Origin of the sequence: Salinivibrio sp. SS3 (assembly GCF_001722105.1) — a bacterium.
GTDB lineage: Bacteria > Pseudomonadota > Gammaproteobacteria > Enterobacterales > Vibrionaceae > Salinivibrio > Salinivibrio kushneri.
Genome location: NZ_MEBQ01000023.1, coordinates 259256 through 270468 on the forward strand (window position 1 = coordinate 259256; position 11213 = coordinate 270468).

Genomic DNA, 11213 nt, shown 5'->3' on the forward strand with positions numbered 1-11213 from the left:
ATCAGCCGTCTTGCTTAATCTGACACAGCGCGCGCAGCAGGCGCTATAGGACTGCTGCATTGGGCGCTATGCCCTCCGCATCCATCGATGTTTGCGGCTAACAAGGAGCAGTGAAGGCTGCTCCTTTTCATTGTGGCGAGCCTGTGCTTGCCATCACAGTCAATACCATGGACGGATGGCGTAAACACTAAATCCATTGCCCTTAGGGCATTGACTGAGGTAGACACATGATCAGTGTTTTTGACATTTTTAAGATTGGCGTTGGCCCATCCAGTTCTCATACGGTTGGCCCAATGAAAGCGGGCAAGTGCTTTGTTGATGAGCTAACCGCCAGTCAGCGTTTAACCGATATCGATCGAGTCACGGTTGACGTATACGGCTCATTGTCACTCACCGGTAAAGGCCACCACACCGACATCGCTACCATTATGGGCTTAGCGGGCAACACCCCTGAAACCGTTGATATCGATTCGATCCCCCGCTTTATTAAACGGGTTGAAGAGACAGAGCAATTGCCACTGGGTGAGCAGCAACACGCGGTGGCCTTTCCACGCGACGGAGGGATGAACTTTCATACCTCTAACCTCTCACTGCACGAGAACGGCATGCAAATCCATGCTTGGCAAGGCGATGAGTGTGTACTGAGTAAAACCTATTACTCGATTGGCGGTGGCTTTATTGTTGAAGAAGCCGAGTTTGGTCAGCCTGCCATGCAAGCGGTGCAAGTCCCTTACGACTTCAATAGCGCTGACGGCTTACTGGCACTCACCCAGGAAACTGGCTTTTCCATCAGTGGCTTGGTGATGGCCAACATGCGTAGCATGCACAGCCAAGAAGAAATCGACACCTATTTCGCCAATATTTGGCAAACCATGCAGGCGTGTATGGACCGCGGGATGGAAAACGAAGGCGTGTTACCTGGCCCGCTGCGCGTACCGCGCCGTGCGGCCGCCTTACGTCACCAGTTAAAAACCAGCGAAAAATACAACATTGACCCCATGACAGTGGTCGATTGGGTGAACATGTTTGCCTTTGCCGTTAACGAAGAAAACGCCGCCGGTGGCCGCGTGGTCACTGCCCCGACCAACGGCGCATGTGGCATTATTCCTGCGGTGCTAGCTTACTACGATAAGTTTATCGAGCCGGTTGATAAGCCAACCTACACCCGCTTTTTTGCCGCCTCTGGCGCAATTGGTGGTTTATACAAACAAAACGCCTCCATCTCTGGGGCAGAAGTGGGTTGCCAAGGTGAAGTCGGCGTTGCCTGCTCCATGGCCGCAGCCGGCCTCGCTGAGCTGATGGGCGGTAGCCCGCACCAAGTGTGCATGGCGGCTGAAATCGCCATGGAACACAACTTAGGCCTCACTTGCGACCCGGTTGCCGGGCAAGTACAAGTGCCTTGCATTGAGCGTAACGGCATTGCCGCGGTGAAATCCATTAATGCCTCACGCATGGCACTTCAACGTTCGTCCGAGCCGCGTGTATCACTAGATAAAGTGATTGAAACCATGATGGAAACTGGCAAAGACATGAACGCCAAATACCGCGAAACCTCACAAGGCGGATTGGCCGTTAAAGTGATGTGTTAACCCTTCACTATCACGCTTAATCGCGCATAAAAAAGCTCGGCCATTTGAGTGGCCGAGCTTTTTTGATCTCAACAATCTATCAGGCGTTTACGCGGTTTGCGGTGCTAGCGTTGCTTTTTGCTCGCCAACAGGCAACACGGTACGGCCATATTCTTCGTTAAGCACCTGCGCCATCGCGAAGTAAATCGCACTCAAGCCACACACAATGCCCTCAAAGCCTGCAATGGTGCCAATCAGCGCATTGCCGGTAAAATCGCGTGCCGCCAGCAAGAAGAAAAGTACGGTCAAGCTAGCAAAGACAAACTGCTTCGCCAGGCAGTAACGACGTGAACCGATGTACATAAAGCCGGTAAATATGCCCCACATCACCAAGTACCAACCCATAAAGCCAGCTGGACTCGGTTGAGCAATCCCCATTTCTGGCATGACAATTAGCCCTACCAGCGTCAGCCAAAACAGGCCATAAGAGGTGAATGCCGTGGTACCAAAGGTATTGCCCTTTTTGAATTCCATGATGCCGACAATCACTTGTGCCAAGCCACCATAAAAAATGCCCATCGCCAAAATCATGCTATCAATGGGGAAAAAACCCGCATTATGAATGTTCAATAATACCGTGGTCATGCCGAAACCCATCAACCCCAAAGGGGCAGGATTTGCCAGTTTGTTTTCCATCAGAGCCCTACTTCGTATAAAAACAATTTAATATTAAAAATGAGCGCGGATAACGTCAGATAAAAGTGATTATCACGCGCAAAAACGCGGCAATATTACGGTTTACAGGGCAGATGTAAATAGGTTTTAGGGCTTAGCGGCAGGATTAGACAATAAATCCATCAAATCGGATAGCAAACTGGACAAAACGAGGCGATAAATAATAAAAAAGCAGCAAAACGCTGCTTTTTTATCCATCACGTTTAGACACTCTCTTAACGGGTGCTAAATCCTTTGCTGTGCAGAAAGTCTTTCATAAACGGACGCGCTTCTTTTTCTAGCGTAGCGGAGATCTGCTCGCTCCAGCTCATGTCTTTATTGCCGCCCGTGCGGGTTTGATAATACTCACGCACTTGGTTGTCATAGTCGCTTAGCGCCGCCTCATCAATGGCTTGATAGCTGTTTTCGTGCACCAAAAGCTGTGCGGGTAATTTAGGCTTGGTTTCGGGGTCTTGCGCCGGCACACCCAAGCACATACCAAACAAAGGCATCACGTGATTCGGCATCGCCAACAACTCGGCCACCTTTTCTGGCTGGTTGCGCAAGCCGCCGATATATACGCCGCCAAAGCCCATCGACTCCGCGGCCACCATCGCATTTTGCGCCATGATGGCACCATCAATCGCACCGATCAGCGTCTGCTCGGTAAAGCCTAACTTGGCATTCGGGTTGATTTGCTCGTGGCGATGGAAGTCCGCACACCACACCAAAAACTCGGCACAATCAGCCACATACGCTTGGTTGCCCGCGTATTCCGCCAGCACGCGTCGTTTTTCTTTGTCCGTCACACGAATAATACTGGTGCACTGTAAAAAGCTTGAGCTGGATGCCGCGCGCGCCGCATCAATAATCTGGGTTAATTGCTCGGGAGAAATGGCATCTTGAGTAAATTTACGAATAGAGCGGTGAGAAAGAAGTGTCTCAATCGTTGGATTCATTGTGCTTCCTTATTTGACGTTGAGCCGTTAAAGAGGGATTGAGAGGTTGTACACCTTTCTACACATGGAAGCAATCACCCTGCTCTGGCGCTTTACTCCCCACCAATCCCACAAGCTCGCCACCGCACGCGTTGATACATTTTGGCGCTTATCATCGGTTTTTCCTATTGGTGCGAGAGGGAAATTCATCTTTTCTAACGTTCGCCCATCAGGCATAGTAGTGGTATTAACGCTAAAGGAGATGACTATGTTCGTCGTAATTTTTGGCCGCCCTGGCTGCCCATTCTGTGTTCGCGCTAAAGACCTCGCGGAAGAGCTAAAAACAAACCGTGAAGATTTCAACTACCGCTATGTGGATATCCACGCAGAAGGTATTAGCAAAGCTGACCTAGAAAAAACCGTTGGCAAGCCAGTTGAAACCGTGCCACAAATCTTTGTTGACCAAGCGCACGTTGGCGGCTTTACCGAATTTGAAGCCTACGCCAAAGAAAACCTCGGCCTGTATCAAGAATAAGGCGCCAATAATCTTGCTAAAAAAGCCAGCTTCTCGCTGGCTTTTTTAATCATCAATGATATCAACGCATTTACACGTCTGAACGCTCCTTCACGTCTTTTAAACTTTGAAGATTTTCGTTGATTTTAAAGATCACAATCATCAACTCACACCAAATCCTTGCCCCTACTGCACCGGCAACAATAGTAAACAGGCCAATAGCAACGTTTTCCAACCGCATCCCGCCGTAGCTACCAAACATAGTGCCCAGCCCAGAGAACAACGCAATCAGCAACAACAGCCAATACAGTCCGATGACCAGTTTTGGCGTCAACATCGAATTAAAAAAGAAGATAGATTTCACACTTTGTTCCTTAAAAAATGAGAAAAAGGGATTCGAATCAGCCACTATTCATAATGGCTCCAGAGCCTGAGCACTTTCACCACTTGTTCATCCTCGAGGATTTGATAGACCAAGCGATGTTGAATATTAATACGGCGTGAATAGGCACCAGTGAGATCACCGACAAGCTTTTCAAATGGAGGAGGTTTACGGTAGGGATCGTCTTCAATCAGTGCTAACAGTTCTTGCGCTTTTGGTTTGAGGCCACTGGAAGCCAGCTTTTTTGCGTCTTTCTGGGCTTGTTTGGTGTAAACCAACTTCCATGTCACCAGTCCAACTCCTCATCGCATTCATCCGTCGGCGTGGCGATGCCTTCGCGAATTGACTCACGCATCCCTGGTACAGAAAGCAAATAGAGTGTTTCCTGAATCGCTGACCAGTCTTCTTCTGAAATTAGCACCGCTTTGTTACGTTTGCCCGCAATAACAATGGGCTGATGTGATTCGGCGGTTTCATCAATGAGCCGATACAATTTGCTACGCGCTTCAGTGGCAGTGATCCCCGTCATAGCGCCTCTCCGGTGATTACATTTTAAACAATTGTACGGCATCGAGTACGTACGTCAAGACGAACGTACTCGTTAATATCCGCTCACTCAAGCCGCCGCGTTGGCCGCTACCTGTGCAAATGCGGTTTCCAACACCGCTTTGGGCGGTTGCAATAAAAACACCTCATGAACCAACTGGGTTAATGCCTCGAGGCTATCGATACTTTTATCGGTAATGAGTTGCCCTGCCGCATCCCAGACCAAAAACTGCTGATTACGGATCAAATAGCGGTGTGAACCGGTGATCAACGACACTACAAGGTTATTGACGAAAATAGCTTCAGGGTGTTGATGAGAATAGAAATGCGCCACGTCAAAGTCGGCTTCTACCACATCATAAAGCTCAACCTCGTACAGTGTTAATGGCGGTTGCTCGGGCTCGTGTAATACCACCGTCACTACATCGCCATTGCGCGTGATTTGATAGGTATCGTGCCCGATATTGCAGGTGTTCTGGTTGATATTGAGTAACCCGCGCGGGGTTTTGTTGCCAAAACCAACGTCCACCAGATACGTTTCACCATCGAGCTCAAGCACATTCATACGGTGAGTGCGGGGATTGGTGGGTTTACCATTAAGCATCACCCGCGCCAGCACACTGCGCACATCAAACCCCAAATGTTTCAGGGCAAGATAGGCAATTTTATTGTGCTCAAAGCAATAGCCGCCTTGTTGGTTCACCACCAACCGTTCAAACAAAGCATCGGCCTGTAAAGAAAGCGGCTGCCCTGCCATGGCATTCAGGCTAGAAAACGCATACCGCGCCAAGTGCTTTTCAATAAACTCAGTGACCAGTGCCCCGCCCTTCGCCTCACTCAATCCGAGGCGATGTAAATACTCTTTAATCATGGGTGCTGATGTCATCGTCGGCTCCTTATGTGAATGGCACCAGATTAATCCCTCAAGTAGGGTTGAGGTAAAGCGTTAATCGGATGATAAGAGCGACTTTTCCATACGTAGCAATACCCATGACTCACCGCGAAATGAGCGCATACCGCTTTCTCGAGAAGTGACCACAAATCCCAATGACTCATAGCATCGTTTAGCCGCGGTGTTGTGCTCAAACACTGCGAGCGATAACGCGTCAGCACGATATTCTGACTTGGCCAATTGGATAAGCTGGTAGAGCATTCGATTGGCGATGCCTTGACCTCGAAACGGCTTAGCAATAAAAACACGACAAATGCGAAAGTGACCCTCACTGGTTTCGACCAGCTCTGCGTATCCCGCGCTCTCCCCCGAGACAGAAAACATAAAAGGCCACACATCGGGGTGTGCACAATGCTGGCTGATCTGGTGCGCATTTAACGGAAAATCAAAGGTTGGGCCGCCCCATTGGTAATTTAATTCGTCTGAGTCGATCCAGTTTATCAATCGCTCGTAGTCAGATCGGGTGAAGGCTCTGAGTGCCATTTATTGAGACTCCAATATGCATGACTACGTCAGTAATAGCGCGACAATTTTCTTTATCAAAGGGCTGAGTCCCGCGCACCTGGCAATAACACACTTACTCTAGCGCCTTGTGTGTCACGACTCACGCAGGATTGCGGCTAAAGGCGGAGCGCAGCAATCCTAATCCTGCCAGTGCAAAGATCCCAGACACTACTCGCTCAACCCAATGCGCCACTTTTTGGTAGACGTTCATCACGCCGTTGATTGAAAACAACAGGGAGTACAACCCATTCACCAAAAAGCCGACCAGCATACAAGTCAGCACCGCCGCGACAAGAAACAACCCATCACTGCTTGAACCCATCCCAACCGACAAAGCCGCCATCCAAGCCACCACGGTTTTAGGATTAGAGGAATTTAAAACCACGCCACGAACAAACCACTTTCGGTATCCCGCTTCTTGGTTATCGTTTGTGGATACCGTCGCGGCGGCGTTAAAGGATGATTTAAAAGAAAGGTAAGCCAGCCATAGAAGATAAACGCCACCCACGATTTTTAGCAGCATAAGTAAATATACCGACCCTTGTAGCACCATCCCCAAGCCACTGGCGGCGACAATGCCCCAAAACAGCAGCCCAATGGATAACCCTGCGCCGTAAACAAGGCTAACTTTTCGCCCCTTACTCATGGCGATAGTTGCATTGGAGATATTCGCTGGCCCCGGGGAGACCGCAACAACAAAAAATGCGAACCCGATTGAAACGAGTGATAAAACGTCAGTCATCCTTGCTCCTTATTATCGATGTTGTGTCTAGAGTAGTTTTTCTTGTTTTAGATTTTAGAGAAGCTGCCGTACTCATCTTCCTGAGTCTTCGACGGCTAGCTGCTAATACACCACGAGTGGCAGGTGCTACTTATTACCGATCCCAAGATTGCGTTTTTTCATATACGCCGACAAGGCGATATCATTTGGATGCGTGCTGTCACTGAGTGCGGCGAACACGCCCGTTTGATCGTCCGCTTTACGATGTTGGCCCAGCTTTTCCTTTGCATGAATGTCGTCAACAACAATTCTAAAGCCCACGACTGACTGGCGCAGTTTCGCTTGATAATCGCTTGGCATCATTTCCGGTGCATCCAGCAGATCAGGCTCATACTTCGCCACAAGCCGCTTCATTGCCCATTCGTTTTCTTTGTCACTCAAAAGCTTTAAGACACCGTAACAATGCACAGCCGCATAATTCCATGTGGGCACAGCGGGCTTTGTCTTATACCACGATGGTGATATATACGAATGCGGCCCATTGAAAATAACCACAACACGCTGATTTTCAGTTACTTTCCAATGCGCATTCGCCTTGCCAAAGTGCCCATAAAGACAGCCTAATGTCCCTTCCTCTGCTTCATAGATTAAGGGCAAGTGTGTTGCATTCAAATCATTAGAAACGAGAACGCCAAAGCCATAATCGGAAATGAACGCCTTAATGGCGTCCTCGCCAGTCATTTCCATATTCTTGGGTATGTGCATATGCTCCTTCTAGTATCAGTCAGCTTTATTCACGAGTGCGAACATGTTTTAAACTTTTTAACTCGTTCCCACGCTCCTGCGTGGGAATGTATATGGATTTTTAATCATAAGGAGAGTTGGCCACAAGATCACCGAACTGCACTTGATCGTTGTTCTAACACTAGCGAACAGCGCCACCTTTGGCGAACAGCCAGTTCAATGCCCTAGGCAGCATAATGTTAAAATGCTTATGGTGCTGTTTGTGTTTGAATGATAGCAAGAGCTAGATATGCATTCCCACGCAGGAGCGTGGGAACGAGAAATCAAAGCTGTTACTGTTTCAATTCCTGCGCAAAGCGATAAATGCCAGCTTCGAACGGTAGACTGACATGCTATGGTCTGTTCCAAATTTTTTCCAGGTGAACTTCTTCCTCATCCATCCTTTAAGCCGGTACCAAATATCAACATGAGTGAGTAATCTAGCCTTATCGTATTCACCAGTTTTGACATTTGTTAGAAAACGCATATCACCACCGTGAATATAACCTCCGAACTTATCTCGAAGAAAATATTTTAATTTATCCCCCACTGCAGGTGTAAAACCTAAAATCCAAGAAAGAGGCTCTATGAACATATTGGGTGGTGGTACCATAGTTACGCCATCAGACGAATTCACCACTCGGTAAATTGGTGTTTTCATTGTCATAAGCCAATGATCGTCTGACACTCTGGGGGCGCCAAATGTATAACATGCTGCATTACCGCCGCTATGAGTTATCCTCTTCGCAGCTATTGTTGCCAGTGCTCCGCCAAGAGAGTGCCCTGTAATAAATAGTGGTAGTTCTCTATACTGTTCGAGTGCCTGAATGACTTCTACTTCGATTGAGTTATACGCATCATGAAATCCAGAGTGAACTCTCCCCTCAGTCACACATTTAGTTAGAGTGGCATGAGCATCTGATTTTATATCTTTTAACTCGAGTGGCTCAGTGCCACGAAATGATAAGACGATAAAATCATTAGTTTTAATCAATATTGCCTGGCTGCCATTTGCATTGAACGTAGCGACAAGTTCAGCATCAAGTGTCTGAAGTTGCTTTTCAAGAAGCCGCTTTTCTTCTACGTGATCATAACTAAACTTCTGTACAGCTAATAGAATTGATGCTTTTAGCATATGGCTATTTTCTTTCCCCGCCAAAAGCATACTCTCAATTCTTTTACCGACATCTTCTGTAATAACAGGCGGATTGAATTTAAAGTAAGCAAGCTCAGAAAAACATGCCATTAACCAAGCCGTTCTATCACTATATGCCTCTCGATACATTGGGATGCTTTTTCCCAATAATTCTTTGGTTTGTTTAATATCATCACTTGTTTCTATAACTAATTTCGACATAATTAATCCTTGTCAGCACTGAAAATTAAAAAAATATCCCTATAAATAACCACGCACCATTTTAAAACTATCACCCACCAAGCAATTATTTATAGGAAGAATTATTAATATCATGCAAGTATATAAAGCTCTATTTTTTTAACGAACACATATCTCGTTAAATTCTTCTTAACTCGTTCCCACGCTCCTGCGTGGGAATGTATATGCATTTGAATCATAGGCAGGGTTCGCCACAAGATCACCGAACTGCACTTGACCTCTGTTCTTACACTAGCGGACAGCGTCAATACCTTTAGCGAACAAGCCAGTTCAATGTGCTATGTATCACAATGTTACAATGGTTATGGTGCTGTTTGTGTTTGAATAATAGCAAGAGCTAGATATGCATTCCCACCCAAGAGCGTGGGAACGAGAAAAATCACTGCGAAGAGGTGATGTCAGCTGTGGCCCGCTTGAATGCTCGACCGAGGAAATGTTTTGGCTTTAGGCAGCCTCGCGTTATGTTTAACAAATTATGCCAGGCTGCAGACGAGAGTGTTGCACTTCGCGGTTGAATCCGCGCCTCCTCAGGTCGTCGATGCGTGTCCAGTAAAACGGATCAAGTCCAGAGCGAACTTAATTGCATTGTTAAGCGACTTTTCCACTTGGCTTGAGCCTGAAACCGTCATCATCAAAGTCAGCAACTCGGATTTCAATAGATTCAATCAAATCACTCAGTTTAGTCGTAAGCTCTATGATTGTTTCTTTATTTATATCGAGTGGATTACCCTCTTTGTCATACCCACCTCGATGAGCGCAATGATGTCGATTACTTACCGCACGATAAAACCAAGATATGTCCCCAAAACCAAAACCAAAAACACTAGCATACATTTTTGTCGTAGATTTAAGGTTATGAAAGATTACCGAATTAAGATGCTTAGCTATAGTCTCTTTAAGTGTTTCTTGGCGAACAAAAATTTCCGAAAGATCAAACCTCATTTTAGCGACCTCAGGGTCACTTTCAACGAGACGCCTTAGTAACGTATCAGACTTAGTCACATAGTGATTAAATGTAGAGAACAGATACCCCTCAGCTGAAGCTATTAAATGACTATAAAGCATTACATGATGTGCATATTGTGCCTCTGGATCCACTTCAGAGTTTACCAACAACATTACATATTTTAACTGTTTTCGAAATAACTTGATTCGGTTGCTTTCTTCTGGGATAAGCAGTTGCAACTCATGTTCTTCATGCTGTGGCTCTGTTATTTCAACCCGTACTTCACCATGATTCACAACACACTCGGTGTCATACGCATTATTCTTTATGAGCACGTGATATGGTCTACCACAACTATCACATTCAACTTCAGATTCAGTTTCTTGAAACTGCTCTCGTTCCTTTTCTGTATCTGCGATATGTACTGGGTAGAAAACACCCTCTCGAACAACACTGCCACATTCGCAGTCGAAAGTAATATTAGTGTACATGTTTCCTCTTTATTTATTTTTGCTGCTTAACGAATGACATGGACTCCCCCTCTTGAAGACTTGCCACACTTAGGTGCGGTCTTTAATACCGGAGGTAACTATGTCTACTCAATTCTCTTGTGGCGTTGATCTCGCCAACTACCACTTTTCTCTTCACGCAGTGGATGGCCACGGAAAAGTCATTCTTCATAACTCGTTCCCACGCAGGAGCGTGGGAACGAGAAATGGCCCTGTCACATGATTGGCAGGCAGCGGTGAGACCGCAGTAAGAGACCTTATATATGTGTTTGTCGTAAGCAATGACTTAATGGCGGAAATGACAGAACGAAGTAGACGACTTTGTTGTTCGAGAGCATTGGTTGCTGCGCAGCCAAAAAAATGCTATTGCCTATTGACCGGAGAAGGGCTCATATGTGCTAAATTACGATTTCCGTCCAGCATAAATTGCTAAAGACAATACAACTAAACAAATAGTTGTAAGTACCTGCGTGTAAACTAAAAACTGTTCAAAAACACACAAGCTTTTATGAGCACTCGATATCGTTGATGTGCCAATCGAATTTAACAATGATCCCAACGCAGTGTCTTCATTCGGCGTTTTACCAAAGAAAAAATATACAGAAGCGTAATTTAATACATTTTCAAAGTAACTACTAATAGCGAGTTTAATTCGATCAAACTTTGTTAAGCTAGACTTACTGTTATCTTCTTCTGTAAGTGCATCAACTGTAAAAGCATGGCTCTTCATCGTTCATGGT

At 46.4% G+C, this 11213-nt stretch carries 13 protein-coding genes and 1 pseudogene; 3 read left to right on the forward strand and 11 right to left on the reverse strand.

The window, feature by feature from the left end; genetic code table 11:
* Nucleotides 1–227: 227 nt before the first annotated feature.
* On the forward strand, nt 228–1589 hold the full coding sequence (locus BGL48_RS10255; protein ID WP_069362541.1) for an L-serine ammonia-lyase: 1362 nt from the start codon (nt 228–230) through the stop codon (nt 1587–1589).
* An 87-nt stretch (nt 1590–1676) separates the two neighbouring features.
* On the opposite strand, the gene BGL48_RS10260 is transcribed toward BGL48_RS10255, so the two are convergent.
* Nucleotides 1677–2264 (reverse strand): acetate uptake transporter, encoded by a 588-nt coding sequence (locus tag BGL48_RS10260; protein WP_069362542.1) that lies wholly within the window; start codon nt 2262–2264, stop codon nt 1677–1679.
* A gap of 254 nt (nt 2265–2518) precedes the next feature.
* The gene (gene nfsA, locus BGL48_RS10265) at nt 2519–3241 is read right to left on the reverse strand and encodes an oxygen-insensitive NADPH nitroreductase (protein ID WP_069362543.1); all 723 of its coding nucleotides are present in this window, start codon (nt 3239–3241) and stop codon (nt 2519–2521) included.
* 247 nt (nt 3242–3488) lie between these two features.
* On the opposite strand from nfsA, the gene BGL48_RS10270 reads away from it, so the two are divergent.
* A complete protein-coding gene (locus BGL48_RS10270) occupies nt 3489–3755 on the forward strand; it encodes a GrxA family glutaredoxin (RefSeq protein ID WP_069362544.1) in 267 nt (88 codons plus the stop codon).
* A gap of 70 nt (nt 3756–3825) precedes the next feature.
* Here BGL48_RS10270 and BGL48_RS10275 read toward each other — a convergent pair whose 3' ends face one another.
* From BGL48_RS10275 to BGL48_RS10315, 9 genes are all read right to left on the reverse strand, one after another.
* A complete protein-coding gene (locus BGL48_RS10275) occupies nt 3826–4098 on the reverse strand; it encodes a DUF4282 domain-containing protein (RefSeq protein WP_069362545.1) in 273 nt (90 codons plus the stop codon).
* 44 nt (nt 4099–4142) lie between these two features.
* Entirely contained in the window at nt 4143–4406 is a 264-nt protein-coding gene (locus BGL48_RS10280) for a Txe/YoeB family addiction module toxin (protein WP_069362546.1), read from the reverse strand.
* A complete protein-coding gene (locus tag BGL48_RS10285; protein ID WP_021022842.1) occupies nt 4403–4645 on the reverse strand; it encodes a type II toxin-antitoxin system Phd/YefM family antitoxin in 243 nt (80 codons plus the stop codon). The genes BGL48_RS10280 and BGL48_RS10285 overlap by 4 nt, the downstream gene beginning before the upstream one ends.
* Before the next feature lie 87 nt (nt 4646–4732).
* The gene (locus BGL48_RS10290) at nt 4733–5548 is read right to left on the reverse strand and encodes an arylamine N-acetyltransferase family protein (RefSeq protein WP_069362547.1); all 816 of its coding nucleotides are present in this window, start codon (nt 5546–5548) and stop codon (nt 4733–4735) included.
* Nucleotides 5549–5608: 60 nt separating this feature from the next.
* A complete protein-coding gene (locus tag BGL48_RS10295) occupies nt 5609–6097 on the reverse strand; it encodes a GNAT family N-acetyltransferase (protein ID WP_069362548.1) in 489 nt (162 codons plus the stop codon).
* Between the two features lie 121 nt (nt 6098–6218).
* Nucleotides 6219–6860 (reverse strand): LysE family translocator, encoded by a 642-nt coding sequence (locus tag BGL48_RS10300; protein ID WP_069362549.1) that lies wholly within the window; start codon nt 6858–6860, stop codon nt 6219–6221.
* A 126-nt stretch (nt 6861–6986) separates the two neighbouring features.
* Nucleotides 6987–7604: an FMN-binding negative transcriptional regulator gene (locus tag BGL48_RS10305; protein ID WP_069362550.1), complete on the reverse strand. Its 618-nt coding sequence runs from the start codon at nt 7602–7604 to the stop codon at nt 6987–6989.
* A 319-nt stretch (nt 7605–7923) separates the two neighbouring features.
* On the reverse strand, nt 7924–8979 hold the full coding sequence (locus BGL48_RS10310; RefSeq protein ID WP_069362551.1) for a lipase family protein: 1056 nt from the start codon (nt 8977–8979) through the stop codon (nt 7924–7926).
* 627 nt (nt 8980–9606) lie between these two features.
* Nucleotides 9607–10455 (reverse strand): hypothetical protein, encoded by an 849-nt coding sequence (locus BGL48_RS10315; RefSeq protein ID WP_069362552.1) that lies wholly within the window; start codon nt 10453–10455, stop codon nt 9607–9609.
* 100 nt (nt 10456–10555) lie between these two features.
* Here BGL48_RS10315 and BGL48_RS16620 point away from each other — a divergent pair.
* Nucleotides 10556–10675, forward strand: a pseudogene (locus BGL48_RS16620) (IS110 family transposase); the annotation flags it as partial.
* Nucleotides 10676–11213: the final 538 nt, after the last annotated feature.

What these genes read in the sequence shown, in the direction of transcription:
- BGL48_RS10255 (WP_069362541.1), top strand. Translation starts at nt 228, where the DNA reads ATGATCAGTGTTTTTGACATTTTTAAGATTGGCGTTGGCCCATCCAGT.
- BGL48_RS10260 (WP_069362542.1), bottom strand. Translation starts at nt 2,264, where the DNA reads ATGGAAAACAAACTGGCAAATCCTGCCCCTTTGGGGTTGATGGGTTTC.
- nfsA (WP_069362543.1), bottom strand. Translation starts at nt 3,241, where the DNA reads ATGAATCCAACGATTGAGACACTTCTTTCTCACCGCTCTATTCGTAAA.
- BGL48_RS10270 (WP_069362544.1), top strand. Translation starts at nt 3,489, where the DNA reads ATGTTCGTCGTAATTTTTGGCCGCCCTGGCTGCCCATTCTGTGTTCGC.
- BGL48_RS10285 (WP_021022842.1), bottom strand. Translation starts at nt 4,645, where the DNA reads ATGACGGGGATCACTGCCACTGAAGCGCGTAGCAAATTGTATCGGCTC.
- BGL48_RS10290 (WP_069362547.1), bottom strand. Translation starts at nt 5,548, where the DNA reads ATGACATCAGCACCCATGATTAAAGAGTATTTACATCGCCTCGGATTG.
- BGL48_RS10295 (WP_069362548.1), bottom strand. Translation starts at nt 6,097, where the DNA reads ATGGCACTCAGAGCCTTCACCCGATCTGACTACGAGCGATTGATAAAC.
- BGL48_RS10300 (WP_069362549.1), bottom strand. Translation starts at nt 6,860, where the DNA reads ATGACTGACGTTTTATCACTCGTTTCAATCGGGTTCGCATTTTTTGTT.
- BGL48_RS10305 (WP_069362550.1), bottom strand. Translation starts at nt 7,604, where the DNA reads ATGCACATACCCAAGAATATGGAAATGACTGGCGAGGACGCCATTAAG.
- BGL48_RS10310 (WP_069362551.1), bottom strand. Translation starts at nt 8,979, where the DNA reads ATGTCGAAATTAGTTATAGAAACAAGTGATGATATTAAACAAACCAAA.
- BGL48_RS10315 (WP_069362552.1), bottom strand. Translation starts at nt 10,455, where the DNA reads ATGTACACTAATATTACTTTCGACTGCGAATGTGGCAGTGTTGTTCGA.